The organism is Pantoea sp. GM01, assembly GCF_000282675.1.
GTDB classification, from domain to species: Bacteria; Pseudomonadota; Gammaproteobacteria; order Enterobacterales; family Enterobacteriaceae; genus Pantoea; species Pantoea nemavictus.
On the sequence record NZ_AKIU01000035.1, the window covers coordinates 183,635 to 209,672 of the forward strand.

A 26,038-nucleotide genomic window follows, 5' to 3' on the forward strand; every position below is an offset into this window, starting at 1 on the left:
CTCAGCGTCGATCGGCCGGCAATCGTCCGGCTTTGTTCACATCGTACCACCAGTTTTCCAGACCCGTAGCGAACGCGGGTTTAATCTCGGGATGGGAAAATTTATCCCAGTACGCCAGGCGATCTTCGGCGCTGTACCACATCGGGATCATGTAGGCATTCCACAACAGGATGCGATCCAGTGCCTGGCCGAGCGGCAGCAAGGCTTTTTCGTCGCCCTGATGCTCAACGATCTGCTGTACAAAATGGTCGACGATCGGATCTTTCACCCGCGGCGTATTCCAGGAAGAGTTAATAAACTCCGACTGCCAGATAGTGCGCAAGCTGGTAGAAGGCCACGGCATCGCATAATAGAGTGACGGAATCATGTCGTAATCACCTTCGCGTAAGCGCCGCAAATATTGCGAGCTGTCAATCTGACGCAGCGAAACTTGTATGCCCAGTCGTTCAAGGCTGTGCTGGAACGGCAGCGCCCAGTCATTCTGGGTGCCGCTGCGCATTAGCAGTTCAAAGCGGAATGGTTGACCGGTTTTAACGTTGACTAACTGCTGATTTTTAATCTGCCAGCCGGCTTCTTTGAGCAAATTCATGGCTTTCAATAAGTTGCCACGATCAAAACCGCTGCCGTCTGAACGCGGCGGAGCATATTGATTGTTGAACACTTCAGGCGGTAGCTGGGCTTTGTAAGGCGCCAGTAAGATCAGCTGTTCGGCCTTGGGATAGCCTTGCGCCGCATAGTCGGTATTCTGGAAATAGCTGTTGGTGCGCTTGTAGGCTCCGTAGAACAGGGCTTTGTTCATCCATTCAAAATCAAAGGCCAGCGTAATGGCTTCCCGCACGCGACGATCGGCGAACAGTGGCTTCTCGTTGTTGAAGGCCAGCCAGCGCGTATCGGTGGAAACGGTGTTGGGGATGGTCGATTTGACGATGGCGTGGCTATCAAAGTTGCGGCCGAGATATTGCGTGGCCCATTTCTTCGCTGAACTCTCTTCGCGTAAATCGTAAGCGCCTGCTTTGAAGGCCTCGAACGCCACGTTGTCATCGAGGTAATAGTCGTAGCGTAGCGTGTCGAAATTAAAGCGACCGCGGTTCACTGGCAGATTGGCGGCCCAGTAATCCTTTACCCGGCTGTACTGAATAAACTGACCTGATTTGTACGACGTAACGCGATAAGGCCCGCTGGCCAGCGGTGGATAACCAATCGGCTCATTAAACTTCTTGTTTTGCCAGAACTTCTCTGGCAATACCGGCAGCGTCAGCCAGCTGAGAATTCGATCTTTATCCGCTTTCGGCACGTCAATGCGCACCGTAAGGCGATTAAGCGCTTTAACTTTTACGTCGCGAAATGCCACGCGAAACTGCGGCACGCCTTCAGTCATAAATTTCTGGAAGGTGAAAGCGACATCCTGGGCTGTGATGGGCGTTCCGTCCTGAAACTGAGCATGGGGATTGATCGATACTTCCATCCAGCGATAGTCGTCTGGATAGCGTGCCGATTCGGCGATCAGCGGGTAGTAGCTGCCAGGTTCATCATCCGACGTGGTAAACAGGCCGTCATACAAGGTATCGGTGCCAATGCCGGGATTGCCGCGTGAGGCGAAACGATTGAAGTTGTCAAATGTGCCGACCACCGCCAAAGTCATCTTGCCGCCTTTTGGCGCAGCAGGATTGGCGTAATCGTAATGGGTAAAATTCACCGCATATTTCGGCTCGCCCAGCTTCGCGAAGGCATAGCTTTCGTTGATGGTTGCGGCATGCAGCGGCGTAATGGCGCTACAAAGCAACAACGCTGTGACAAAACGCAGCAGCATAAGTGGGGCGATCTCCTGTGGTGTTCCGCACTTTATGGTAGCAGTTTCATGGGGTTCGCGTGATGTTAACTCAGCGCACGTTGGCGTTGATAATAGCTGACCAGGCTTTCTGGTCGTAGCGGTCGACTAAACAGATAGCCCTGTAAATGAGTCACGCCACGGTTCACCAGCCACGCCGCCTGGTCGCCGGTCTCTACGCCTTCGGCCACGGTTTTCAAATTGAGCTTCTTTGCCAGCAGCAGCACCGCATCCAACACCGGTGACGTAACGGTTTCCGTGCCAATGCTTTGCACAAAACCGCGATCAATTTTCAGGTAATCGAACGGATATTTTTCCAGATAGATTAATGCACTGTGACCAGTGCCGAAGTCATCAATCGCAATCTTGAAATTGTTTTCATGCAGCCAGGCGAAAATCTCGCCGGCACTCTTCTCGCCAACCATGGTGCGCTCGGTAATTTCAAACACGTAGTTGAAGTGGTCGGCGGGCATGGCGTTAATCCACAGCTGCACATCATCGCGGAAGCTTTCCGAGGCAAGATGCAGAGGTGAAAGATTCAGGCTCATGCGCGTACCTTGCGGCAACTGGGTGTAGAGAAACTGAGCATCGCGCGCGACTAGCCTAAACAGATGCTGAGTAAGCGGAATAATCAGATTCTGCGCTTCCGCGTAACCGATAAACACATCGGGCGGGATCATACCTTCGGTAGGATGCGTCCAGCGTAGTAGTGCCTCAACGCCATACGGCTGGCCATCGTGTGCGGTGACAAGTGGTTGATATTCAACATGGAACTGGCCACGTTTGATGCCCTGCATGATCTCTTTGCCAGGGCGCTGATGCCGGGTCAGCAATAACCAGCTAGCCGCAGTAACCAGCAAAGCGAACAGTACAGCGGTCATTAACGTGAGGGAGTAATCGCGCGGCGCTAACGTCGTGCCAAACAGCAAAAAGTGCAGGGCGCCATTGTTGAATGCCATTTCCTGCAGCGGGGTCGGTAAATCACGGACGTTAACTACCTGATTGCTGCCGCTTAACAAAGCTTTATTACCGATGACCAGCGCAATGCCGGTGATTTCTGGATGATAAGAAGCCAGCAACTGATAAGGCGTCAGGCTAATGTTCATGGTGGCGAGAATACCGGTTTCCGCCGCACCTGGCGTTTTCATCCATAGCGCCAGCGCCGGCTTGGTTGGCAGCAATGGCGTGCCTTCCAGCAGGCGCATATCACGATCGCGTTCCAGTTCAGATTCAGGAGAGATAGCGCTGGCAGCCAGCAGAAAAGCGCCGGTTGCCGATGAACAGTAGGCATTACCATTACGTACTAACAGGATAGCGCGAAGGTTACCGGCGAAGGCTGCGCGCGAAGTGAGCTCACGACTGACGCTGCTACATGACAATTGGGGGTATTGTTGCAGTGGATAGAGCGTATCCATCAGGCTGGTGATCACCTGTTGTAAATCGTCGCGGCTATGGGCCAGCAGCTGTTCATGTTGCTGTACGCGTTTTTGCCAGGTAAGCGTTATTAGAACGATGACAAAAAGCAGAAAGAAGACGGCGCCAATAATCACGCTACTCCAGGCGATGCGGCGTGAATAGCTCGCGTGACGTTTTAATTTCCCCGACAGTGGCATGGAGTGTATTCCCCTTGTCTTGCCATTTATTATTATGTTTATCGTTTTGGTCACTACCCACTTTCATCCGGCAGCCCGGTTAACAACGGTGTCTGCAGCGCAATGTTTGGGCATCAGGAAGTCAACGAGAATATAACGAGAGCGCGAATAAAGTCTCGTTATATTTTTGATTCTCAATTACTTTTTATCGGCTCGATTTGAGTTAAAACAGCAGGCAAAAAAAAACGCTGCCGGGGCAGCGTTTTTTTGATTCTCTGGCTGAGAGGATCTTCAAAGCAATACGTTAGCTTGGGTTTTTAGCTAAAACCCGACGCGCTTCGCGATAACGTGTTTTCCAATAACTGTCGTTCAAATTGGAAATCATTACGCCACTGCTAGTCGATGCGTGGACGAAGTTATCGTTGCCGAGATAAATGCCAACGTGGCGACCGGTAGAACCGGCGCGGAACAGCACTAAGTCACCTGCGCGCAATTTATTGCGGGAAATCTCTTTGCCGGTGTCTTGCTGCTGTGACGTTGAGCGTGGCAAATCTAAACCAAACTGCTCGCGAAAGGTGCGCTGAACAAAAGCAGAACAATCAATGCCGCGTTTGGTGTCACCGCCTAAGCGATATCGGACACCTTTCCAGTCACTGTACTGTTCCATGATGCGGGACTTAACGTCCACGTTCTGCACCATCTGTTCAAATTCGTCCTGAGACGCTTGAAGTAAAAAACCATTCTGGTTGTTAACTTCATGATTCTCGTTGTTCGCGTTCTGACCGTTATGGGTACTGCTACATGCTGATAAAAGCGTTGCTAAAGCTACTGCGGGAATGATCCGCCTGAGGTATCTCAGAATTGGTTGAGACTTGACCATTGTACGTGTTTTCCTTCGAGTTCCTTTACGACAGAATGTCGTCAGCCAGATGACAAAACGGATTGAGATTAATAAGTACGGCCGTCTAAGACAAATCCTTAATTACTAAAATGTGTTAATGCACACATTTTTGTCGCTTTAAGCACCGCATTTTATGCTGTTGCTTACTAATCGGATTTGAGGTTAACCGATTACAGACCGCGTGGCGAGTGCTTTTATATAAATTTTCAAAGGTTTTTTCGATGTGAAATCAATCTGTAACATAATGGCTAGTTTATCAACAATAGGCAGTGATTTAATAGCCAAATAGCGCTGCAATAAGGGGGGTGTTCTGGCGTTAAGGCCGATTTTAAGAGGGTTCTGGCTGGACAGCTTAGGAAAAAGGCTAATGTCAGGCATTTTGTATCATAATCTTTTCTTTTAGCTGAATAATGTTAGTCTGCTAATAATATATTGGCGTTTTCAATAAGCGCGAGCGATCGTGTTATTGCTCTATGATCACTCGCGCTTAACAATTACGTGCGCGGCTTATATTTACCCGGCAGCGAACGATTGAGCCAATTAACCAGTTTGTCGCTGAACGGCGTTAACAGGCACCAGCTCATGCCAACCAGCACCACCGATAACGAGCCCACGGCGATATCAGTAAACCAGTGCGCACCAGCCATCACGCGCGGCAGAGCGAACACCACGGTAATCACCAAACCCACCAGAAACGCACGGAAGCCGAAATAGCGCCACATAAAGCAGGTGAAGATAATCAGCATCATGCCGTGGTCGCCAGGGAAGCTATCTTTGGAGGCATCTTTAGCCGGAATCCCGGTCAGTTCACTCACGCGATGCACATTTTCAAAGAACAGCGTTGGGCTGGAGTGTTGCACCGGCAGCAAGTGGCCAAGCTGATTCAGCACTACGGCGCTCAGCAGCATGGTGATGCCAATGGCGAGCATGCGGCGGCGGTCCTGCGGTGTCTCGCGACGCCAGAACCACAGATACAGCAATCCCATTGCCAGCAGCGAAACCAGATCGAAGCCGCGGAAGTTAGTAATGGCCACCAACAGTGCGAAGCCGTGATGATCAACCATCTGATCATTAAAGCCATAAAAGATGGCTTTATCGATACCAAACCAGAACCCGTGATCCGGCGGCAGGTACCATGAAAAGAACAGCATCACTCCCAGCGCATTTAGCAGCAGGATGGTGATTAATCGAGAAGCGCGCATAAAATAGGCTCAAAGTGAAAACAACGGTGGCAACCTAACGCATCTAATTTAAACGAATCTTCAACAAGCTCGCCTGCAAAAGATTCCAGTCTGCCGGCTGATGATGGATCAATTCGATACGGCTATCTGGCGGCGTAGTGGGGCGCGTTTCAATAAACAGATCTTCGCCCTGGCGATTGATGTTGACTAATCCGTCTGCAGTGCGCAATACGCCCTTCACCCGATCAACGGGCGCAAGCCTTGCCCACTCTAGCGCGGCAATGGTATCAAACACCGTATCACCATCAAAAATCCAGCCACAGGAAGCATAGCCCTGACCTTCATTTAACGCACGGCGCCAGCGTGCCTGACCCTCTAATTTGAGCGCAGCCAACCCTTGCGGACGCGGAGAGTGATGATGATGTGCCGCATCGGGAACCGCACGATCCGCCAATGCAGGCTGTGTCAACAGAGCGGGATCGATCTGTCCCCACGCCGCTTCCACCAGTTGACGTTCGCCGAGGAATTGTTGCTGCCATGCCTGTAAGCGCTGACGATCTTCGTCACTCCAGCGATCGCTTTTATTTGCAACGATGATATCTGCCGCTACCAGCTGATCGCGGAAATTCTCATTCGCCACCACGCGCTCATCAGCTAACTGGCGCGGATCGAGCAGCGTTAAGGTCGCATCCACCTGAATCCAGGGTTGATAAACCGCGGCACGCAACATGTTAAGCAGCTGTTTGGGATGACCAAGGCCGGTAGGTTCAATGATCAGGCGGTCGGGTTTCGCCTGCTTCAGCAGCATATTTAAGCCCACTTGCAGCGGCAAGCCGTTGACGCAGCACATGCAGCCACCGGGAATCTCTTTGAGCGTGGCACCGCGATCGGCGAGCAGCGCGCCATCGATGCCAATTTCGCCAAATTCATTGACCAGTATCGCCCAGTTTTCGTTGGCAGGCTTATTGGCTAACAGATGCAGGAGGGTGGTGGTTTTCCCGCTGCCGAGAAATCCGGTAATCAGGTTTACGCGCGTCACAAAGGGGCTCCCTTACAAAGAGGATAAATCACGCGCGGAGGTGACATCCGGCGCGTATGGCGTTGTTATACTATAACAACCCCCAGCGGCCGGACGGAAGACTCTTCTTAGTCAGCGCGGCCCATATAGCGACGTTCAGCAATATGAATGCGGATGCGATCGCCATTGCTGAGATACTCGGGCACCTGAATCGACAAACCGGTGCTCATGCCGGCAGGTTTAGAACGTGCGCTGGCGGATGCGCCTTTGATGCCTGGCGAAGTATCAACAATCTCCATGTCGACGGTTTGTGGCAGCTCCAGTGCTAGCACCTGGCCGTCCATGGTCAGCACCTGAATACCGGGAATGCCGCCTTCAGGAATAAACAGCAGCTCTTCTTCGATTTGATCTTTTTTGAAGTTATACGGCGTGTAATCTTCGTCATCCATAAACACATACTCATCACCATCTATATAAGAGAAGGTAACGGCACGGCGGCTGAGCGAAATGGCGTCAATAATATCGTCGCCCTTGAAGCGTTCTTCCACTTTCAGGCCGGTGCGGACATCGGTAAAACGCATCTTGTAGAGCGTAGCGGCACCGCGTGCGCTTGGACTTTGCACATCAATGTCTTTCACCAGCAACAGTTTGCCGTTCCAGGTGACAGCCATCCCTTTTTTTATCTCATTTGCCTTTGGCATAGTGGTTTTCTCGCTCACGGAAGGTTAATGCGCGTCACGTTACTCGCGCGGTGAAAAACTGGCAAGTGAGGCGGTGTAAAATTGTTGCCGATGCATGGCATTCGCGGCGTCAGACTGTTATTGTCGCCGCGAATTCTCTCCAGGAGCGCATGATGTTTTGTCGTGACCAGTGCGGTGCCTGTTGCACAGCCCCCTCAATCTCTTCTCCCATTCCTGGTATGCCGCACGGCAAACCGGCCAATACGCGTTGCGTTCAGCTTGATGAGCAGCAGCGCTGTAAAATCTTCGGTTCTCCGCTGCGTCCAGCAGTCTGCGCGGGGTTACAGCCCAGCGCGGAAATGTGCGGCAACAGCCGTGAAAACGCCATGACCTTTCTGTTAAAACTGGAAGCAGAGACTGCGCCTTAAGCGGTTAGCTGACGCCATGCTGAAGAATTTGGCTTAACGCGGCATAGGGTTACAGCAAAAGCATCAGCCTGCCTGGCGGAAAAAATCCTAAATCCCACTTGAAGTGTGCGGAACATCAAAAATCTGCTACTCAGATCGCGCATTTTCTTGCCTGCTGTACGCGGCTGTACCATATTCCCTGAAACGTTTCAGCGTTGTGCTTCCGGCTAAGTCCGCGCTGCATAGCGTAATTTTTTGTCATATAGCTGAAACGATTCAATACAGCAAGCGAGGAGAGATATGTTCCAGCTCGAAGTTCAGGCCATTCATACGTGTGCTCAGGCACAGAATAAAGAAGAGGCCATTCGTCAGGTTGCTGCTGCGTTAACCGCTGCGGGTAATGTCGGCGAAGGCTACGTTAACGGCATGCTGGCGCGCGAACAGCAAACCACCACCTTTCTGGGTAACGGCATTGCCATTCCACACGGCACCACCGAGACGCGCGACCTGGTACTGAAAACCGGCGTGCAAGTCTATCAGTTCCCGCAGGGCGTGGAGTGGGGCGATGGCCAAACGGCGTATGTGGCTATCGGTATTGCTGCCAAATCGGATGAACACCTCGCGTTGCTGCGTCAGCTCACTCATGTATTAAGTGATGACAGCATTGCTGAACAGCTGAAAACCGCATCGGCTGAAGAACTGCGTGCGCTGCTGATGGGTGAGAATCAGGCGGCTGAATTCAAATTCGATACCTCGCTGATTGCCGTTGATGTAGCAGCCAGCGACTTAATCACCTTACAAGCGCTCAACGCCGGTCGCCTGCAAGCCGCAGGCGCGGTCGATGCGGCATTTATTGCTGATGTGGTCTCCCATGCACCGTTAAGCCTCGGGCAAGGCATCTGGCTGAGCGACAGCGCTAACGGCAACCTCGGTAGCGCAGTGGCGGTAAGCCGTGCCGCTGCGCCATTCCAGCATCAGGGCGAAAGCGTCGCGCTGCTGCTGACCGTTGCAGCGAACGATCAGCGTCCGCTGGAAGTGCTGGGCTACTTAAGCAATCTGCTGCTGACCAACAAAGCTGAACGTCTGCTGAAGACCGATGCCGCCGGGATTCTGGCGCTGCTGACCAGTGAAGTGGATGAAGCTGCCGAACAGCTGACCGCTGAATTCACCATCCGCAATGAGCATGGTCTGCATGCGCGTCCAGGTACCGCACTGGTTACCGTGATCAAACAGTTCAACAGTGACATCACCGTGACCAACCTCGACGGCAGCGGCAAGCCCGCCAACGGCCGTAGCCTGATGAAAGTGGTCGCGCTCGGCGTGAAGAAAGGCCATCGCCTGCGCTTTACTGCCAGTGGTGAAGATGCCCAGCAAGCGCTTACCGCTATTGAAGAAGCGATCAATGCCGGTCTCGGCGAGGGGGTAGCATGAGCCGTCGTGTCGCCACTATTACGTTAAATCCGGCTTACGATCTGGTGGGTTACACGCCAGAGATAGAGCATGGTGAAGTTAATCTGGTGAAAACCACCGGTCTGCACGCTGCGGGCAAAGGCATCAACGTTGCTAAAGTGCTGAAAGATTTGGGGATCGATGTCACGGTCGGCGGTTTCCTCGGTAAAGAGAACCAGGATGGCTTCCAGCAGCTGTTCAGCGAGCTGGGCATTGCCAACCGTTTCCAGGTGGTGCAGGGCCGCACACGTATCAACGTTAAGCTGACAGAAAAAGACGGCGATGTGACCGATCTGAACTTCTCCGGCTTTGAAGTGACGGCCCAGGATTGGGATCGCTTCACGGCGGATTCTCTCACCTGGCTCGGCCAGTTCGACATGGTGTGCGTCAGCGGCAGCTTGCCTGCCGGCGTGGTGCCTGAAGCGTTCACCAAGTGGATGAGCGATCTGCGTACGCTGTGCCCTTGCATCATCTTCGACAGCAGCCGCGAAGCGCTGGTCGCCGGTCTGAAAGCCGCGCCTTGGTTGGTAAAACCGAATCGCCGCGAGCTGGAAATTTGGGCCGGTCGCAAACTGCCTGAGTTGCAGGACGTCATCGGTGCCGCCCATGAACTGCGCGAGCAGGGCATTGCGCACGTGGTGATTTCTCTCGGTGCGGAAGGTGCGCTGTGGGTGAATGCTTCTGGTGAATGGCTCGCCAAACCACCTGCCTGCGAAGTGGTCAGCACCGTGGGTGCCGGAGATTCCATGGTCGGCGGCCTGATTTACGGTTTGCTGATGCGTGAATCCAGCGAGCATACGCTGCGTCTGGCAACGGCTGTGGCGGCGATGGCCGTCAGTCAAAGCAATGTTGGCGTTAAAGATCGTACTCAGTTGGCCGCGATGATGGCGCGCGTCGACTTACAACCCGTTAACTAACAGCAGGAGAGCGATAATGAAAACGCTGCTGATAAAAGATTCTTCACTGGGGCTGGCATCAGGACATCTGGCGCTGGAACGTTTACGCGCCACGGCCGCACAGGCCGGACTGACGCTGACCGACAATGCCGCCGATGCTGAGCTGGTGCTGGTTGCTGGTCATAACGCGCCGAATGATGCGCAGTTTGCCGGTAAGTCTGTGGCGCTGGTGGATGTGCAGCAAGCGCTGCGCGATCCGCTGGCGGCGATCAACCAAGCCAAAGCAAGTGCCAAAACCTGGCAACCTGCGGCGACAACGGGCGCCGTACCGGTTACCGCGCAGAGCGGTGGCCAGAAACGTATTGTGGCAGTCACCGCCTGCCCAACCGGCGTTGCCCACACCTTTATGGCGGCAGAAGCTATTCAGGCCGAAGCCACTAAGCGTGGCTGGTGGGTGAAAGTGGAAACCCGCGGTTCAGTCGGTGCGGGCAACGCCATCACACCGGAAGAGGTGGCGGCGGCCGATCTGGTGATCGTCGCGGCGGATATTGATGTGGATCTGGCGAAGTTTGCCGGCAAGCCGATGTATCGCACCTCAACCAGTCTGGCGCTGAAGAAAACCGCGCAGGAGTTGGACAAAGCCCAGGCAGAAGCGAAAACCTATCAGCCGAGCGGTAATCAGTCCGCCAGCGCCCAGGGCGACAACAAAGAGAAAGCCGGTGCATATCGTCACCTGCTGACCGGCGTGTCGTACATGCTGCCGATGGTCGTTGCCGGTGGTTTGAGCATCGCGCTCTCGTTTGCTTTCGGTATTACCGCATTTAAAGAGCCGGGTACATTGGCCGCTGCATTGATGCAGATTGGCGGCGGTAGCGCCTTCGCTCTGATGGTTCCGGTACTGGCGGGCTTCATTGCCTTCTCAATTGCGGACCGTCCGGGCCTGACGCCAGGTCTGATTGGCGGCATGATCGCCACCAGCATTAACGCCGGTTTCCTCGGTGGCATCATCGCCGGTTTCATTGCCGGTTACGCCGCGAAGATGCTCAGCAGTAAAGTCAAACTGCCGCAAAGTATGGAAGCGCTAAAGCCGATTCTGATCATCCCGCTGGTGGCGAGCTTAATTACCGGTCTGCTGATGATTTACGTGGTCGGTAAGCCGGTGGCGGGCATCATGACGGGCCTGACAACCTGGCTGGCCAACATGGGCACGGCGAACGCGGTTCTGCTGGGCGCAATCCTCGGTGGCATGATGTGTACCGATATGGGTGGCCCGGTGAACAAAGTTGCCTATGCCTTTGGTGTGGGTCTGCTGAGTTCGCAAACCTACGCGCCGATGGCAGCGATTATGGCCGCCGGCATGGTGCCACCGCTGGCGATGGGCCTGGCGACGCTGGTTGCGCGTCGTAAGTTCAACAAAGGTCAGCAAGAGGGCGGCAAAGCGGCGCTGGTATTGGGTCTGTGCTTCATCTCAGAAGGGGCGATTCCGTTTGCCGCGCGTGATCCCATGCGTGTGCTGCCATGCTGCATCATTGGCGGTGCGGTGACCGGTGCGATTTCGATGGCGATTGGTGCCAAACTGATGGCACCACACGGTGGTCTGTTCGTGCTGCTGATTCCAGGCGCGATTACCCCAGTGCTGGGTTACCTGCTGGCAATTGTGATTGGTACTGCGGTGGCGGGTCTTGGCTACGCAATTCTGAAACGTCCGGAAGAAAAGCTGGTAAAAGCAGCGTAATCATCCGCAGACGTGAAAAAGGGAGCCTCGGCTCCCTTTTTTGTTTAATGGTTGGCATTCATGCCAACCAAAAACATCAACCCGTAGGGTCGCCATTCATGGTGACCTGGTTATCGCATTAACCCTGCTGTTCCGACTTCAGCCACGCAATCTCATCCTTCCAGATATCCGGATTGATGGTTTCCAGAATCATCGGAATGCCGTCAAAACGTTTATCCTTCATCAGCCAGCTAAACGCCGTTTTACCGATGTTGCCTTCACCCAGGCTGTGATGGCGGTCAACGCGGCTGCCCAGCGTGCTTTTGGCATCATTCAGGTGCATGCCGCGCAGATACTGGAAGCCAACAATGCGCTCAAACTCGCTAAAGGTCTCCGCGCAGGCTTCTTCGGTGCGCAGATCGTAACCACCGGCAAACGCATGGCAGGTATCGATGCACACGCCAACGCGCGATTTATCTTCCACATGCTCAATAATGGTGGCGAGATGCTCAAAGCGGAAACCGAGGTTGCTGCCCTGGCCCGCAGTGTTTTCAATCACCGCCACCACGCTGCTGGTTTTATCCAGCGCCATGTTGATCGATTCGGCGATGCGCTTCAGGCAGGCTTCTTCTTCAATCTGCTTGAGATGGCTGCCCGGATGGAAATTCAGCAGCGTTAAACCCAGCTGTTCGGCACGCTGCATCTCATCAAGAAAAGCATCACGCGATTTTTCCAGCGCTTCCATCACCGGATGGCCGAGGTTAATCAGATAGCTATCGTGTGGCAGAATCTGCGCGGAGGTGAAGTTGTACTGGTCGCAGGCGGTCTTGAAGGCATCAATGACTTCACCTGAGAGCGGCGCCGCGCGCCATTGGCGCTGGTTTTTGGTGAACAGCGCAAAGGCTGTGGCTTCGAGTTCGTGGGCACGGATCACTGCCTGGTCCACGCCGCCTGATGCACTGACGTGTGCGCCGATATATTTCATGCCGCTCTCCTAATTGGGCGATTGCTGCTGCAAAGCTGTCCATCATAGCGGATGCGGTTACGCCATGAAATGTTGCACCAGCACATTGAGTGCTCCGCCGCCCAGAATCAACCAGCCAAACATCACCAATCCCAGCAGCAATGGTTTAAAGCCAGCCTGCTTTAAGGCGCTAAAGCGGGTGGTTAAACCCAATGCGGCCATCGCCATCGCCAGCAGCAGATTCGCGAGCTGATTCAGCGTGCTGACCACATTTCCCGGCAGCAGATGCAGCGAGTTAAACAGCGCAACGACAATAAACAGTAGCGCGAACCACGGGAAGCTGACGGATTGTTGTGATGCCGCGCGCTGACTACGCTGACGTTTTAGCCAGCTGCCGAGAAGCAGTAAAAACGGCGCCAGCATCATCACGCGCAGCATTTTAGCGATCACCGCAGTGTTTTCCGCCTCGGCGCCCATCGCGTGTCCGGCTGCGACCACCTGCGCCACTTCATGCAGCGTAGAACCGGTGAAGATGCCGAAGTGTTCCGCGCTGACGCTGGGCAGCAGCGTCCACAGCAGCGGATAAATCACGATGCCTACCGTGCCAAACAGCACCACCGTCGCCACGGCCACCGCCACTTTTGACGGCGCCGCTTTAACGATAGGCTCGCTCGCCAGCACCGCCGCTGCGCCGCAAATGCTGCTGCCCGCGCCAATCAGCCATACGGTTTCGCGATCCATCTTCAGCAGACGAATGCCGATAAAACAGGTCAGCAGGAACGTTGAGCTGAGAACCAGCGCATCAATCAGCACGCCGCTGATGCCAACATCGGCGATTTGCTGCACGGTGATGCGAAAGCCGAAAAGGATGATGCCGAGACGCAGCAAACGCTGTTTCGCCAGCAGCACGCCGCTGTCGCATGCGCCCGCCAGCTGCGGATACAGCGTGTTACCCAGCACAATCCCTAATATGATTGCTAAGGTCAGGGCACCCAATCCGGCACTCGCCAGCCACGGCTGATGGGCTAACCACGCCGCACCGCCGGCAATGGCCGCGGTGAGAAGTAGGCCCGGCAGCCAGTGATGCAGATGAAACGGGGTTTTATTAACGCTTAGCTCAGCCATATTTTTTCTCCTCGTAGCGGCGGCATTCATGCCGACCTTCTAACGTTCTATCTCTGGCTAAAGGGTGCGCTGCACTGGTTTAAAAGTAAAATTGATAATATATTTATAATTAACCAGAATAAGTGATAGATGAGAGGTACACATGCACATCACGCTGCGTCAGATTGAGGTGTTTACCGAAGTACTGAAGAGTGGTTCAACCACCCAAGCCTCGCAGGTGCTGGCGCTATCGCAGTCGGCGGTGAGTGCGGCGCTCGCCGACCTGGAAAACCAACTTGGCGTACAGCTGTTTGATCGCGTCGGCAAGCGTTTGGTGGTGAACGAGCATGGACGTTTACTCTATCCGCGCGCGGTAGGCCTGATGGAGCAGGCGGGTGAGATCGAACAGCTGTTTACAGAGGATAACGGGGCGATCCGCCTGTTTGCCAGCAGCACCATCGGCAATTACATGCTGCCAGGCATGATCGCCGCCTATCGCCGTGATTTTCCTGCGTTGCCGCTGGAGTTGAGCGTGGGTAACAGTCAGGATGCCATCACTGCGGTAGCCGATTTTCGTGTCGATATCGGCCTGATAGAGGGGCCGTGTCACGAGCTGGATATTATTAGCGAGCCGTGGCTGGAAGATGAGCTGGTGGTATTTGCCGCGCCGGATGCCGCGATTCTGCAGCAGCCGATTACTCTGGCAGCGCTCGCTGCCGCACCCTGGATTCTGCGTGAGCGTGGTTCAGGTACGCGTGAAATTGTCGATTATCTGCTGCTGTCGCATTTGCCGCAGTTTCAGCTCGGTATGGAATTAGGTAATTCAGAGGCGATTAAACACGCGGTGCGCCATGGCATGGGCATCAGCTGTTTATCGCGTCGCGTGATTGAAGATTTGCTGGAAGCGGGCACGCTGGTGGAAGTGGCGATACCGCTGCCACGCCTGACGCGGACGCTGTATCGCATCCATCATCGCCAGAAACATGTGTCGAAAGCATTAAGCCGTTTCCTGTCGTATTGCCGCGAATAAATACGGCTTTGATTATGCTGCGGCTAATAATTTCTGGCCGATCATGAAGGTAACTAATAACCCGACGTGAATGCTATACAGCTTGGGTCTGAGTGCTACAATCGCGCCCTATTTTTATCCAGCATAGCGTTTACACATGCATAATGACTCAAAAACAATACAACAACCTGGATTGCGCCGTGAATTAAAATCGCGTCATCTCACCATGATCGCCATTGGCGGTTCCATCGGTACCGGCCTGTTTGTCGCCTCGGGTGCTACCATTTCTCAGGCCGGACCTGGCGGCGCGCTGCTCTCCTATGCGCTGATTGGCCTGATGGTTTACTTCCTGATGACCAGTCTCGGGGAACTCGCGGCATTTATGCCGGTTTCCGGCTCCTTCTCGACTTACGGCTCTAAATATGTAGAAGAAGGCTTCGGCTTCGCGCTGGGCTGGAACTACTGGTACAACTGGGCGGTGACCATCGCCGTTGACCTCGTCGCCTCGCAGCTCGTCATGAACTACTGGTTCCCGGACACGCCCGGCTGGATCTGGAGCGCGCTGTTCCTCGGCCTGATGTTCCTGCTCAACTACATTTCGGTTAAAGGCTTCGGCGAAGCGGAATACTGGTTCTCGCTGATCAAAGTGACCACCGTCATCATCTTTATCGTGGTTGGCGTATTAATGATCACCGGCATCATGCGCGGTGCTGAAAACGCCGGCTGGCACAACTGGACCGTGGGCGAAGCGCCGTTTGCCGGTGGTTTTGCCGCGATGATTGGCGTAGCGATGATCGTCGGCTTCTCTTTCCAGGGCACCGAGCTGATTGGCATCGCGGCGGGAGAATCGCAAGATCCCGCAAAAAACATCCCGCGCGCGGTGCGTCAGGTGTTCTGGCGCATCTTGCTGTTCTATATCTTCGCGATTCTGATCATCAGCCTGATTCTGCCGTATACCGATCCGCAGCTGCTGCATAACGATGTGACGGATATCGCCGTGAGCCCGTTCACCCTGGTGTTCCAAAATGCCGGTCTGCTGTCTGCGGCGGCGGTGATGAACGCGGTAATTCTGACGGCAGTGTTGTCGGCGGGTAACTCAGGTATGTACGCCTCAACGCGTATGCTGTTCAACCTGGCTCGTGAAGGCAAAGCGCCGCGCATTTTTGGCAAATTGTCGAAGGGCGGCGTGCCGCGTAACGCGCTGATTGCCACCACCGTGGTCGCCGGATTGTGTTTTCTGAGTTCGAAATTTGGTAACCAGGAAGTCTATCTGTGGCTGCTGAACACGTCTGGTATGACCGGCTTTATCGCCTGGTTGGGCATTGCCATCAGCCATTATCGTTTCCGTCGCGGCTATGTCGCGCAGGGGCACAGCCTGGCCGATTTGCCATACCGTTCCGGCTTCTTCCCGCTGGGACCGATTTTTGCCTTCATTCTGTGTCTGATCATTACGTTAGGGCAGAACTATCAGGCCTTCCTCGCCGATCGTATTGACTGGTATGGCGTCGCCGCCACCTATATCGGTATTCCGCTGTTCCTGATTATCTGGTTGGGCTACAAGCTGACGCGCGGCTCACGCTTCGTGAAGTACAGCGAAATGGAATTCCCAACGTTTAAAGAGTGAATCATCCGTGGTCGCCATGAATGGCGACCCCACGACACAGGGCGCGCATTATGCGCGCTTTTTTTTAACATTTGTTACCTGGATATAATTGATAATTATTATCACCTGCACTATTGTGGCTGCCGTTATGATTTCGACACGAAACAGGTAGAACAATGCGTACCACGGACGCCACGCTGGTGGCGGAAAACGGCCTCGAAACCGATACCATGACGCGTTATCGTCAGGTGCTGCGCCAGCGACTGCTGTTGATTGGCGTGCTGGTGCTGGCGATACTGGCATCGGTCATTCTTGATTTCACTCTCGGCCCGGCTGGCCTCTCTCTCGAAACCTTATGGCAAACGCTGACACATCCCGATGCGGTTGATGCCGGCACGCGCGTGATTGTCTGGGACATCCGCTTGCCCTATGCGTTGATGGCGGTAGTGGTGGGCTTCTCGCTTGGCCTGGCCGGTGCTGAGATGCAAACCATCCTCAATAACCCGCTCGCCAGTCCGTTTACGCTTGGCGTCTCGTCGGCCGCCGCCTTTGGCGCCGCATTGGCCATCATCCTCGGCATTGGTATTCCTGGCGTCCCCGATCAGTGGTTTATCTCAGCTAACGCCTTTGTGTTCGCGCTGTTTGCCGCGCTGATGCTGGATGGCGTGACGCGCTGGACCAAAGTCTCAACTTCTGGCGTGGTGCTGTTTGGTATTGCGCTGGTGTTCACCTTCAACGCGCTGGTATCGATGATGCAGTTCATCGCCAGTGAAGACACCTTGCAAGGCTTAGTGTTCTGGACCATGGGCAGCCTGGCGCGTGCCTCGTGGGAAAAGCTTGGCGTATTGACCGCCGCCTTTGCCATCCTGATTCCGTTCTCGATGCTCAGCAGCTGGAAGCTGACCGCGCTGCGCCTCGGCGAAGATCGCGCGGTGAGCTTTGGCATTGACGTGAAACGTCTGCGTCTGGCGACGCTGCTGCGCATCAGTATTCTCTCCGCGCTGGCGGTGGCGTTCGTTGGGCCGATTGGCTTTATCGGTCTGGTCGCGCCGCATATTGCGCGCATGATGTTTGGTGAAGATCACCGCTATTATCTGCCAGCCAGTGCGCTGGTCGGCGCGCTGGTGCTGTCCCTGGCATCCGTCGCATCGAAAAACCTGATTCCAGGCGTGATCATTCCGGTGGGGATCGTCACATCGCTGGTTGGCGTGCCGTTCTTCCTCAGTATTATTCTGCGTCATCGGGGGACGGTGTAATGGAGCAGGGATTACGTCTTAGCCATTTCTATGCCGGTTACCCGCAGCGTAAGGTGATTGAAGATCTCAACGTGCCGGAACTGCCGCGCGGTAAAATTACGGTGCTGCTCGGACCCAACGGCTGCGGCAAATCAACGCTGCTGCGCGCGCTGGCCGGTTTGAGTAAAGGGCAGGGCGAGCTGTGGTTGAACGGTGAAGAGCTAATGAGCCAGCCGTTTGCCCGCCGGGCGCAGCGCGTGGTGTATCTGCCGCAAAGCTTGCCGGCTGGCGTGCATCTGCACGTGCTGGAGTCAATTATCGTGGCGCAGCGTGCGTCCGGGGGGTTGCATAGTGCCTCAAGCGAAGCGGAGATCATGCATCTACTGGAGCAGCTCGGCATTGCCCATCTGGCCATGCGCTATCTTGATCAGCTATCGGGCGGGCAGAAGCAGTTAGTCGGCCTGGCGCAATCGCTGATTCGCCGTCCGGAGCTGCTGCTGTTGGATGAGCCGCTGAGTGCGCTCGATCTCAACTACCAATTCCACGTGATGGATTTGGTGCGCCGCGAAACCCGCTTACGCAATATTGTAACGGTGGTGGTGGTGCATGATATCAACATCGCACTGCGTCATGCTGACCATGCGCTGATGTTGAAAGACGGCAATCTGCTGGCTGACGGCGAACCGTCGCAGGTGATTACGCCGGAGACGCTGGCGCAGGTGTATGGCGTGCGGGGCCGTATTGAGCACTGTTCGCGCGGCATGCCGCAGGTGATGATCGATGGACTGGCGGAGACGCTGATTTAAGTAAGGTGCACGCTGTCCTGCCTTAAAATGTGCACGCTGTCCCCCATCCCGGCCTTCCCCCATAAATGGGGGAAGGAGACGCTGCCACATGCAGCTTCAAAACTGACATATGGCAGCATCTTCCTCCCCCATTTATGGGGGAGGACCGAGGAGGGGGACAGCCAGCACAATCCAGCACAATCCAGCCCAGTTACACCAACAAATGCTTCGCGTGAAAACGCAGATGATCCTCAACGAAGCTGGCGATAAAGAAGTAGCTGTGGTCATAACCCGGCTGAATACGTAACTCCAGCGGGAAACCTTGCTCATGCGCCACCGCTTCCAGCCGTTCCGGACGCAGCTGATCGGCGAGGAACTGATCGCTATCCCCTTGATCAATCAGAATCGGCAAGCGCTGCTCTGCCTCACGCATCAACAGGCAGCTATCCCATTCACGCCACGTCTGACGGTCCTCGCCCAAATAAGCGCTAAAGGCTTTCTGCCCCCACGGCACTTCAGTGGGATTGACGATTGGCGCAAACGCCGAAGCCGAAGCAAAACGTCCGCCGAGACGCAGTGCCAGCACTAGCGCACCGTGTCCGCCCATCGAATGTCCCATCACCGATTGACGATCGCTCAGCTTAAAGTTATCCGCCATCAGCGCTGGCAACTCCGCGCTGAGGTAATCGAACATGCGGAAGTTCGCTGCCCACGGCTGCTGCGTCGCATTGAGGTAAAAACCGGCACCCTGACCGAGATCGTAGCCGCTGTCGTTCGCGACATCGTCACCGCGCGGGCTGGTATCGGGCATGATCAGCACCAACCCCAACTCCGCAGCCACACGCTGCGCACCCGCTTTGGTAGTGAAGTTCTCATCACTGCAGGTCAGCCCGGCGAGGAACCACACCACCGGCGGCGGCGCGTCGCTCTGCGGCGGCGGCAGAAAAATGCTGAAAGTCATTGGGCAGTTCAACACATCCGACTGATGACGCCAGCGCTGCTGCCAGCCGCCAAAGATGCGATGCTCTTCTAACAGCTCCAAAGTGGAAGCCATAATGTCTCCTGATTACTTGCTAAAGTGCACTACCGTACGGATCGATTTCCCTTCATGCATCAGATCAAAGGCGTCGTTAATCTCTTCCAGCGGCAGGTTGTGGGTGATGAAATCGTTCAACGCAAACTTACCGTCAAGGTAATCCTGCACGATACCCGGCAACTGCGAGCGGCCTTTTACGCCACCAAAGGCGGAACCACGCCATACGCGACCGGTCACCAGCTGGAACGGACGGGTAGAGATCTCCTGGCCCGCGCCCGCTACGCCGATAATCACCGACTCGCCCCAACCTTTATGGCAGCACTCCAGCGCCGAACGCATCACGTTGACGTTACCGATGCATTCGAAGGAGAAATCGACACCGCCGTCGGTCAGCTCAACGATCACATCCTGAATCGGCTTGTCGTGATCTTTCGGGTTGATCAGATCGGTAGCGCCCAGTTTGCGCGCCAGATCGAATTTGCTGGTGTTGAGATCGATACCGATGATGCGGCCCGCTTTCGCCATTTTCGCGCCAATGATGGCTGACAAACCGATGCCGCCGAGGCCAAAGATCGCCACGGTGTCGCCCTCTTTGACTTTAGCGGTGTTCATCACCGCGCCCATGCCGGTAGTGACGCCGCAGCCCAGCAGGCACACTTCTTCCAGCGGGGCTTCTTTGCTGATCACCGCCAGCGAGATTTCCGGAACGACGGTGTATTCAGAGAAGGTTGAGGTGCCCATGTAGTGGAAAATCGGCTTGCCATCTTTGAAGAAGCGGGTGGTACCGTCTGGCATTAAACCTTTGCCCTGAGTGGCGCGAATCGCCTGGCACAGGTTGGTTTTACCGGAGAGACAGAACTTACACTTGCCGCACTCTGGCGTGTAAAGCGGAATCACGTGATCGCCGACGGCCACGCTGGTGACGCCTTCGCCGACGGCTTCTACTACGCCGCCGCCTTCATGGCCGAGGATCGCCGGGAATACGCCTTCAGGATCTTGTCCAGACAAGGTGTAAGCATCGGTATGGCACACGCCGGTTGCCACAATGCGCACCAGCACTTCACCTTTCTGCGGCGGCATCAGATCCACTTCTTCGATTTTCAGCGGTTCGCCAGCTGCCCAGGCAACGGCGGCGCGAGTTTTAATCATATTCATGCAATCCCTCTTCCTGTAGATACGGGGTAAGCGGCCCCGATGGTCGTGATGTCGATAACAAAGAAACTCACTCAGTAACGTGCAGCGGATGCCGCAGTTCGTCGTTAACCGGGCGGTCGTCAAATAACTCAATAATTAAATACTTCAGCGCTTCCACGTTGGGCGTAAACGCATCGCGTCGCCACATTAGCCAGGTGGCGGTGTCGCGGTAGGCGGGCGGTAACGCATGCTCCTGGACGCGCGCACGGGCTGGCATCTGCGCCAGCACCGAGGCGGGAATCATCGCCACGCCCGCGCCACCCGCGACGCAGGCCACCATCGCGTGATAGGACTGAATCTCCATTACGCTGCTCGGCGCGGTTTGGCTCTCGCGATACCATGCTTCCAGCTTGGTGCGGTAGGAGCAGCTGTTGCGGAACGCAAACAATGTATCGCCCTGCACATCGCGCGCGCTGGCAATCGGCGCATGTTCCGGACTGGTAATCAGCACCATCTGCTCATTAAAGGCAATGCAGCCGTTGAGATCGTCGTGCGCCACCGGGCCGTCCACCAATGCCGCAGCCAGCGTGCCTTCACGTACTTTATCGATGATCTCACCGGAGGTGTTGGTGATCAGCGAGAGCTCAACCGCCGGAAAGCGCTGGTGATACGCTGCCAGCAGCGCCGGCAAACGCGTCGCCGCGGTGCTCTCCATCGAACCGAGCGCGAAGTTGCCGCCAGGTTCTCCGGCGCGTGCCATATTGAGCGCTTCATCGCTCAGCGCCAGGATGCGCTGCGCATAGTTAAGAAAATTATGTCCCATCGGCGACAGGCGAATGCGTTGCTTCTCACGAATAAACAGATCCACGCCAATTTCATCTTCCAGCTGGCGTAGACGCGTGGTGAGATTGGAAGGTACGCGATGGAGCTGCTCGGCGGCACGGGCTAGCGAACCGGATTCGGCCACGGAGCAAAACATGCGGAGCTGTACTAAATCCATATTCTCTTCTCGTAAACAACTTGGTTAGTATTATTCACTTTCCGTGAGTTTAAACGTCATGCATGCTAGTGACAAGTGATAAAACATCCTGAGGTCGGTATGGCGTTTCGAGTTGCGCTTAGCGCGTTCTTAAGTTTAGTGGTTGCGATGGGGATTGGGCGATTTGCTTTCACGCCGCAGGTTCCATTGATGATTCATGACCATCAGCTGACGCTCACCAGCGCCAGCCTGGTAGCGGCACTCAACTATCTGGGTTATCTGTTTGGATCCTTTGATGCAATGCGTGCGCGTCATCGCGTGGAGTGGCGTTTGCAGGCGGGCGTGTGGGGCGCGGTGGTATTAACGCTGCTGTCGGCGTGCGTCAGCGGACCGTGGCTGCATGGCCTGATTCGTTTCCTGATCGGCTGGGCTAGCGGCTGGGCAATGGTATTGCTGGCGGCCTGGGCCAGCGATCAACTGCACCATCATGGACGTCCGGGAATGCTGGCGGCGGTATTTGCCGGTCCGGGCACCGGGATTTTCATCAGCGGCATGCTGGCCGTGGTCCTGCACGCCAGCGGCGTCAGCGCGGCGTTTGCCTGGGCAGCGTATGGTGTGCTGGCGTTGATATTAATTGCAGTCATTGCGCGCTTTCTACCGCGCAGCGGTCAACTGCATCGGCCCGATCAAGCCGCTGCGCCGCTGGTGCTAAATGGCGATCTTAAGCGATTGGTGTTGAGCTACAGTCTGGCCGGCTTCGGTTACATTCTGCCCGCCACTTTTCTGTCGCAAATGGCGGCGGCGCGTTTCCCTGACAGCGCGTTTGCGCAATTTGTCTGGCCAGTGTTTGGCGGCGCGGCAGTCATCGGCATTGTGTTGGGCATCCTGACGCGCCATTGGGGCAGCAGCCATCGGCGTCTTGCCATCGTGTTATGGGCGCAGGCGCTGGGCGTTATCGCCGCGATTGTCCTGCCAGGCTTAAATGGCCTGATGCTTGGCGCCGCATTGATCGGTGGTGGCTTCCTGTGTGTGGTGCAGCTGGCGCTGCAATATGGCCGTGAACTGGCGCCGCAGCACGCGCGTTATTTGGCCGGATTGCTAACCACCGGTTATGCGGTAGGGCAGTTGGGTGGTCCGCTGCTGTCGTGGATCTCCAGCTTGCTGTGGCATCGACTGGAACCCGCGCTGTGGGTGGCTGGCGTCAGCTTGATCCTTGCCGGGATGCTGGTTTCACGTCGCCACGCGCGATGAAAAGCTTTCATCTTCTATCGGAATGATTGCTGGATTAAGGGCGCGGAGTATTTCACAATACGCGCTCAGAATTTCCCCCGTGGGCGAAGACCCGCGGGCGCATCACCTGCCGGAGAAGAGTTAAGATGAGTACCTTAAGTCAGGAAGCCGCCCTGGTTCACGAAGCGCTGTTGGCGCGTGGTCTGGAAACGCCATTACGCGCCCCGGTGCGTGATATGGATGACGCCGCGCGTAAGCGTGAAATCGCTGGTCACATGACCCAAATTATGCAGCTGCTAAATCTGGACCTGGAAGATGACAGCCTGATGGAGACGCCGCATCGCATCGCCAAAATGTATGTCGATGAAATCTTCTCAGGTCTTGATTACGCCAACTTCCCAAAAATCACCGTCATCGAAAACAAGATGAAGGTTGATGAGATGGTAACCGTGCGCGATATCACGTTGACCAGCACCTGCGAACATCACTTTGTGATTATCGATGGCAAAGCGACCGTGGCTTATATCCCGAAAGAGAAAGTGATTGGCCTGTCGAAAATCAACCGCATCGTGCAGTTCTTTGCCCAACGCCCGCAGGTGCAAGAGCGCCTGACGCAGCAAGTGCTGGTGGCGCTGCAAACGCTGCTCGGCACCAATAACGTCGCGGTATCAATTGATGCAGTGCATTACTGCGTGAAAGCGCGGGGCGTGAAAGATGCCACCAGCGCGACCACCACCACTTCGCTGGGTGGTTTGTTCAAATCCAGCCAGAACACGCGTCAGGAGTTCCTGCGCGCGGTTCGCCACAGCTAATCATTTTGGGCGACGGCTTGTCGCCCGCTCTCCTCACTGCTGCAGGGCACTCGATGCAACGCTATCTCGCGCTGGATTTCATTCGTGGTTGCGCCATTCTCGGCATCTTACTGCTGAACATTGTCGGCTTTGCGTTGCCGGCCGCGGCCTATCTTAATCCCGCGTGGCAAGGAGAGGTTTCGCTCGCCGATGCCTGGACATGGGCGATCATGGATGGCCTTGCACAGCTCAAATTCCTCACGCTGTTTGCTTTGTTGTTTGGTGCCGGGCTGTATATGCAAGCACCGCGCGGCAGCCGCTGGATGTCGGCGCGCCTCACGCTGCTGGTACTGCTCGGTTTCATTCACGGCCTATTTTTCTGGGAAGGCGACATCCTGCTGGATTATGGCCTGATTGGGCTAATTATCTGGCGCATGCTGCGCGATGTGCCGTCCGACCGCGCGCTGTTACAAACCGGCGCATTACTCTATTTGGTCGGCTGCGCGGTGCTGCTGGTATTTGGCGCGATTTCTAGCCCAAATCCGACGCGTTCCTGGCTGCCGGGCGCGGCGGATCTGCAATACGAAAGCTACTGGAAACTGCTTGGGGGCTGGGAAGCGGTGCAGAATCGGCTTGATCATTTGTCATCCGGCCTGATGGCGCTGGCGTCACAATATGGCTGGCAGCTGGCGGGCTTAATGCTGATTGGCGCGGCGTTGATGCGCAGCGGCTGGCTCAGCGGGCATTTTAGTGTGCAACACTATCGCCGCTCGGCGGCGCTGCTGCTGACCATTGGCTGGTTGATCGCCATTCCCGGCATTGCCGCGCAGTGGATGATTGGCTGGGAGTTCCGCTGGACCGGCTTCTTCCTGCAGGTGCCGCGCGATCTCGCCAGTCCATTTATCAGCCTGGGCTATGCCGCACTTTGTCTTGGTTTCTGGCCGCAAATTGCGGCAACGCGTATCAGCTACGCGATTCAATGCGTTGGCCGCATGGCATTGAGCAATTACCTGTTACAGACCCTGATTTGCACCACGCTTTTTTACCGCTTCAATCTGTTCCTCAAGTTTGACCGCCTGCAGCTGCTGGCCTTTGTTCCGGCTATCTGGCTGATCAATATCCTGTTTTCCGTGCTGTGGCTGCGCTACTTCCCGCAAGGCCCCATGGAGTGGGTGTGGCGCAAACTGACGCGTCTGGCTGCCGGCAAAGCAACCCCCTCATCTTCCATCAGATAATGATGTTCATCACAAAGGTTGCAGAATTGTATGTAACCGTTTTCATTGATGTGACTTGATTCACGCAGCCGTGCCACATGCCCTGACAAAATAGCGCCGTTACGCGCTCGTCGCGCATTTTCAGCCTCTGTGGAACAGCTGCATGATAACGATTCGTGATGTTGCCCGTCAGGCCGGTGTGTCAGTAGCCACCGTGTCGCGTGTGCTCAATAACAGCAGTGCAGTCACCGCCGATACCCGTGAAGCCGTGCTGGCAGCGGTTGACGCGTTAGGCTATCGCCCGAATGCCAACGCGCAGGCGCTGGCTACGCAAATCAGTGACACCATCGGTGTGGTGGTGATGGATGTCTCCGACCCCTTCTTTGGCGCGTTAGTAAAAGCGGTGGATACCGTGGCACAGCGCGTGCACAAACACGTGTTAATCAGCAACTCCTGGCACCAGGAAGAGAAAGAGCGTCACGCCATTGAGGTGCTGATACGTCAACGCTGCAATGCGTTGGTGGTGCACGCGAAAACGCTTTCAGACGCAGAGTTAATACAATTTATGGATCACGTTCCTGGTATGGTCCTGATTAACCGCACAATTCCGGGTTATGAGCATCGATGTGTCTGCCTTGATAACGTCACCGGCGCGCAGGTAGCGACGCGCATGTTGTTACATCTTGGTCATCAGCGCATTGGTTTTCTCAGCTCTAGCCATCCGATTGAAGATGTCACGCAACGACGCGAAGGTTGGCTGCAAGCCTTGGCAGAGCAGGGGATTCGCCCGCAGGAGTCGTGGATTGCGCATGCGGAACCCGATATGCAAGGCGGCGAAGCAGCGATGGTGGAACTGCTTGGCCGTAACTTACATTTAACAGCGGTGTTTTCCTACAATGACGGCATGGCAGCGGGCGCATTGACGGCTTTAAAGGACAATGGCATTCAGGTACCACAGCATTTCTCGGTGATAGGTTTTGACGATATCCCTATCTCACGTTACACCGATCCTCAATTAACCACGGTTCGCTATCCTATTGTTTCTATGGCGAAATTAGCGACAGAATTGGCGCTGAAAGGTGCGGCCGGCGAGTTAGATGAGCTGGCGACGCACTGCTTTATGCCGACGCTGGTACGTCGTCATTCGGTGGCCCAGCGGCAAATTGTGGAGTCGGTCACTAATTCAGGCGATAGCCCTGTGTAACCGTTTCCAATCTGTGATTGCATTCACAGTTAATTAACATGCTGCTCACTATGATGGCAGCGTCTTACCGGACTGAAACATCAT

23 protein-coding genes are annotated in these 26,038 nt (G+C 55.3%); 12 read left to right on the forward strand and 11 right to left on the reverse strand.

Going from position 1 to position 26,038, the window contains the following annotated elements:
• Position 1: 1 nt before the first annotated feature.
• The 6 genes from PMI17_RS11050 to yeiP all read right to left on the reverse strand — a co-directional run bounded on the left by PMI17_RS11050 (position 2) and on the right by yeiP (position 7,221).
• On the reverse strand, positions 2 to 1,810 hold the full coding sequence (locus PMI17_RS11050) for an extracellular solute-binding protein (protein WP_007889455.1): 1,809 nt from the start codon (positions 1,808 to 1,810) through the stop codon (positions 2 to 4).
• A gap of 65 nt (positions 1,811 to 1,875) precedes the next feature.
• The gene (locus PMI17_RS11055; protein ID WP_007889457.1) at positions 1,876 to 3,441 is read right to left on the reverse strand and encodes a cyclic di-GMP phosphodiesterase; all 1,566 of its coding nucleotides are present in this window, start codon (positions 3,439 to 3,441) and stop codon (positions 1,876 to 1,878) included.
• A gap of 283 nt (positions 3,442 to 3,724) precedes the next feature.
• Positions 3,725 to 4,300 carry a bifunctional murein DD-endopeptidase/murein LD-carboxypeptidase gene (gene mepS / locus PMI17_RS11060; protein ID WP_007889459.1) on the reverse strand — a complete coding sequence of 192 codons (576 nt, stop codon included), beginning with the start codon at positions 4,298 to 4,300 and terminating at the stop codon, positions 3,725 to 3,727.
• A gap of 515 nt (positions 4,301 to 4,815) precedes the next feature.
• A complete protein-coding gene (locus PMI17_RS11065; RefSeq protein ID WP_007889461.1) occupies positions 4,816 to 5,523 on the reverse strand; it encodes a phosphatase PAP2 family protein in 708 nt (235 codons plus the stop codon).
• A gap of 43 nt (positions 5,524 to 5,566) precedes the next feature.
• Positions 5,567 to 6,541: a GTP-binding protein gene (locus tag PMI17_RS11070; RefSeq protein WP_007889464.1), complete on the reverse strand. Its 975-nt coding sequence runs from the start codon at positions 6,539 to 6,541 to the stop codon at positions 5,567 to 5,569.
• A gap of 107 nt (positions 6,542 to 6,648) precedes the next feature.
• Positions 6,649 to 7,221, reverse strand: a complete 573-nt coding sequence (yeiP, locus tag PMI17_RS11075) for an elongation factor P-like protein YeiP (protein ID WP_007889466.1) — start codon at positions 7,219 to 7,221, stop codon at positions 6,649 to 6,651.
• Between the two features lie 152 nt (positions 7,222 to 7,373).
• On the opposite strand from yeiP, the gene PMI17_RS11080 reads away from it, so the two are divergent.
• From PMI17_RS11080 to fruA, 4 genes are all read left to right on the forward strand, one after another.
• The gene (locus PMI17_RS11080) at positions 7,374 to 7,628 is read left to right on the forward strand and encodes a zinc/iron-chelating domain-containing protein (protein ID WP_007889468.1); all 255 of its coding nucleotides are present in this window, start codon (positions 7,374 to 7,376) and stop codon (positions 7,626 to 7,628) included.
• A gap of 279 nt (positions 7,629 to 7,907) precedes the next feature.
• Positions 7,908 to 9,038, forward strand: coding sequence for a fused PTS fructose transporter subunit IIA/HPr protein (fruB, locus tag PMI17_RS11085; RefSeq protein ID WP_007889470.1), 1,131 nt, complete (start codon positions 7,908 to 7,910; stop codon positions 9,036 to 9,038).
• A complete protein-coding gene (gene fruK, locus PMI17_RS11090; RefSeq protein ID WP_007889472.1) occupies positions 9,035 to 9,973 on the forward strand; it encodes a 1-phosphofructokinase in 939 nt (312 codons plus the stop codon). Before fruB ends, fruK begins: the two co-directional genes overlap by 4 nt.
• A gap of 16 nt (positions 9,974 to 9,989) precedes the next feature.
• The gene (fruA, locus tag PMI17_RS11095; protein ID WP_007889473.1) at positions 9,990 to 11,687 is read left to right on the forward strand and encodes a PTS fructose transporter subunit IIBC; all 1,698 of its coding nucleotides are present in this window, start codon (positions 9,990 to 9,992) and stop codon (positions 11,685 to 11,687) included.
• 118 nt (positions 11,688 to 11,805) lie between these two features.
• On the opposite strand, the gene nfo is transcribed toward fruA, so the two are convergent.
• Positions 11,806 to 12,651 (reverse strand): deoxyribonuclease IV, encoded by an 846-nt coding sequence (gene nfo, locus PMI17_RS11100; RefSeq protein WP_007889474.1) that lies wholly within the window; start codon positions 12,649 to 12,651, stop codon positions 11,806 to 11,808.
• Positions 12,652 to 12,708: 57 nt separating this feature from the next.
• Positions 12,709 to 13,755, reverse strand: a complete 1,047-nt coding sequence (locus PMI17_RS11105; protein ID WP_007889475.1) for a YeiH family putative sulfate export transporter — start codon at positions 13,753 to 13,755, stop codon at positions 12,709 to 12,711.
• Between the two features lie 142 nt (positions 13,756 to 13,897).
• Here PMI17_RS11105 and yieE point away from each other — a divergent pair, with 142 nt between their 5' ends.
• The 4 genes from yieE to PMI17_RS11125 all read left to right on the forward strand — a co-directional run bounded on the left by yieE (position 13,898) and on the right by PMI17_RS11125 (position 18,387).
• Positions 13,898 to 14,764: a DNA-binding transcriptional regulator YeiE gene (yieE, locus tag PMI17_RS11110; RefSeq protein ID WP_007889476.1), complete on the forward strand. Its 867-nt coding sequence runs from the start codon at positions 13,898 to 13,900 to the stop codon at positions 14,762 to 14,764.
• Between the two features lie 136 nt (positions 14,765 to 14,900).
• Positions 14,901 to 16,367: an amino acid permease gene (locus PMI17_RS11115; RefSeq protein ID WP_007889477.1), complete on the forward strand. Its 1,467-nt coding sequence runs from the start codon at positions 14,901 to 14,903 to the stop codon at positions 16,365 to 16,367.
• 155 nt (positions 16,368 to 16,522) lie between these two features.
• On the forward strand, positions 16,523 to 17,602 hold the full coding sequence (locus PMI17_RS11120; protein ID WP_007889479.1) for an iron ABC transporter permease: 1,080 nt from the start codon (positions 16,523 to 16,525) through the stop codon (positions 17,600 to 17,602).
• On the forward strand, positions 17,602 to 18,387 hold the full coding sequence (locus PMI17_RS11125; protein WP_007889485.1) for an ABC transporter ATP-binding protein: 786 nt from the start codon (positions 17,602 to 17,604) through the stop codon (positions 18,385 to 18,387). Before PMI17_RS11120 ends, PMI17_RS11125 begins: the two co-directional genes overlap by 1 nt.
• 190 nt (positions 18,388 to 18,577) lie before the next feature.
• Here the strand turns inward: PMI17_RS11125 and fghA are convergent, their stop codons facing one another.
• From fghA to PMI17_RS11140, 3 genes are all read right to left on the reverse strand, one after another.
• Positions 18,578 to 19,420 (reverse strand): S-formylglutathione hydrolase, encoded by an 843-nt coding sequence (gene fghA / locus PMI17_RS11130; RefSeq protein WP_007889486.1) that lies wholly within the window; start codon positions 19,418 to 19,420, stop codon positions 18,578 to 18,580.
• 12 nt (positions 19,421 to 19,432) lie between these two features.
• Positions 19,433 to 20,557: an S-(hydroxymethyl)glutathione dehydrogenase/class III alcohol dehydrogenase gene (locus PMI17_RS11135; RefSeq protein WP_007889488.1), complete on the reverse strand. Its 1,125-nt coding sequence runs from the start codon at positions 20,555 to 20,557 to the stop codon at positions 19,433 to 19,435.
• Between the two features lie 67 nt (positions 20,558 to 20,624).
• The gene (locus PMI17_RS11140; RefSeq protein WP_007889490.1) at positions 20,625 to 21,536 is read right to left on the reverse strand and encodes a LysR family transcriptional regulator; all 912 of its coding nucleotides are present in this window, start codon (positions 21,534 to 21,536) and stop codon (positions 20,625 to 20,627) included.
• Positions 21,537 to 21,635: 99 nt separating this feature from the next.
• Between PMI17_RS11140 and PMI17_RS11145 the strand changes: the two genes are divergently transcribed.
• The 4 genes from PMI17_RS11145 to galS all read left to right on the forward strand — a co-directional run bounded on the left by PMI17_RS11145 (position 21,636) and on the right by galS (position 25,954).
• Positions 21,636 to 22,766, forward strand: coding sequence for a YbfB/YjiJ family MFS transporter (locus PMI17_RS11145; protein WP_007889493.1), 1,131 nt, complete (start codon positions 21,636 to 21,638; stop codon positions 22,764 to 22,766).
• A 125-nt stretch (positions 22,767 to 22,891) separates the two neighbouring features.
• Positions 22,892 to 23,557 (forward strand): GTP cyclohydrolase I FolE, encoded by a 666-nt coding sequence (gene folE, locus PMI17_RS11150; protein WP_007889495.1) that lies wholly within the window; start codon positions 22,892 to 22,894, stop codon positions 23,555 to 23,557.
• A 53-nt stretch (positions 23,558 to 23,610) separates the two neighbouring features.
• On the forward strand, positions 23,611 to 24,771 hold the full coding sequence (gene yeiB / locus PMI17_RS11155) for a DUF418 domain-containing protein YeiB (protein ID WP_007889496.1): 1,161 nt from the start codon (positions 23,611 to 23,613) through the stop codon (positions 24,769 to 24,771).
• Between the two features lie 142 nt (positions 24,772 to 24,913).
• A complete protein-coding gene (galS, locus tag PMI17_RS11160; protein WP_007889499.1) occupies positions 24,914 to 25,954 on the forward strand; it encodes an HTH-type transcriptional regulator GalS in 1,041 nt (346 codons plus the stop codon).
• Positions 25,955 to 26,038: the final 84 nt, after the last annotated feature.

Bases quoted from the DNA above. Each gene is read 5' to 3' on its own strand.
- PMI17_RS11050 (WP_007889455.1), bottom strand. From the start codon at position 1,810: ATGCTGCTGCGTTTTGTCACAGCGTTGTTGCTTTGTAGCGCCATTACG.
- PMI17_RS11055 (WP_007889457.1), bottom strand. From the start codon at position 3,441: ATGCCACTGTCGGGGAAATTAAAACGTCACGCGAGCTATTCACGCCGC.
- mepS (WP_007889459.1), bottom strand. From the start codon at position 4,300: ATGGTCAAGTCTCAACCAATTCTGAGATACCTCAGGCGGATCATTCCC.
- PMI17_RS11065 (WP_007889461.1), bottom strand. From the start codon at position 5,523: ATGCGCGCTTCTCGATTAATCACCATCCTGCTGCTAAATGCGCTGGGA.
- yeiP (WP_007889466.1), bottom strand. From the start codon at position 7,221: ATGCCAAAGGCAAATGAGATAAAAAAAGGGATGGCTGTCACCTGGAAC.
- PMI17_RS11080 (WP_007889468.1), top strand. From the start codon at position 7,374: ATGTTTTGTCGTGACCAGTGCGGTGCCTGTTGCACAGCCCCCTCAATC.
- fruB (WP_007889470.1), top strand. From the start codon at position 7,908: ATGTTCCAGCTCGAAGTTCAGGCCATTCATACGTGTGCTCAGGCACAG.
- fruK (WP_007889472.1), top strand. From the start codon at position 9,035: ATGAGCCGTCGTGTCGCCACTATTACGTTAAATCCGGCTTACGATCTG.
- fruA (WP_007889473.1), top strand. From the start codon at position 9,990: ATGAAAACGCTGCTGATAAAAGATTCTTCACTGGGGCTGGCATCAGGA.
- nfo (WP_007889474.1), bottom strand. From the start codon at position 12,651: ATGAAATATATCGGCGCACACGTCAGTGCATCAGGCGGCGTGGACCAG.
- PMI17_RS11105 (WP_007889475.1), bottom strand. From the start codon at position 13,755: ATGGCTGAGCTAAGCGTTAATAAAACCCCGTTTCATCTGCATCACTGG.
- yieE (WP_007889476.1), top strand. From the start codon at position 13,898: ATGCACATCACGCTGCGTCAGATTGAGGTGTTTACCGAAGTACTGAAG.
- PMI17_RS11115 (WP_007889477.1), top strand. From the start codon at position 14,901: ATGCATAATGACTCAAAAACAATACAACAACCTGGATTGCGCCGTGAA.
- PMI17_RS11120 (WP_007889479.1), top strand. From the start codon at position 16,523: ATGCGTACCACGGACGCCACGCTGGTGGCGGAAAACGGCCTCGAAACC.
- PMI17_RS11125 (WP_007889485.1), top strand. From the start codon at position 17,602: ATGGAGCAGGGATTACGTCTTAGCCATTTCTATGCCGGTTACCCGCAG.
- fghA (WP_007889486.1), bottom strand. From the start codon at position 19,420: ATGGCTTCCACTTTGGAGCTGTTAGAAGAGCATCGCATCTTTGGCGGC.
- PMI17_RS11135 (WP_007889488.1), bottom strand. From the start codon at position 20,557: ATGAATATGATTAAAACTCGCGCCGCCGTTGCCTGGGCAGCTGGCGAA.
- PMI17_RS11140 (WP_007889490.1), bottom strand. From the start codon at position 21,536: ATGGATTTAGTACAGCTCCGCATGTTTTGCTCCGTGGCCGAATCCGGT.
- PMI17_RS11145 (WP_007889493.1), top strand. From the start codon at position 21,636: ATGGCGTTTCGAGTTGCGCTTAGCGCGTTCTTAAGTTTAGTGGTTGCG.
- folE (WP_007889495.1), top strand. From the start codon at position 22,892: ATGAGTACCTTAAGTCAGGAAGCCGCCCTGGTTCACGAAGCGCTGTTG.
- yeiB (WP_007889496.1), top strand. From the start codon at position 23,611: ATGCAACGCTATCTCGCGCTGGATTTCATTCGTGGTTGCGCCATTCTC.
- galS (WP_007889499.1), top strand. From the start codon at position 24,914: ATGATAACGATTCGTGATGTTGCCCGTCAGGCCGGTGTGTCAGTAGCC.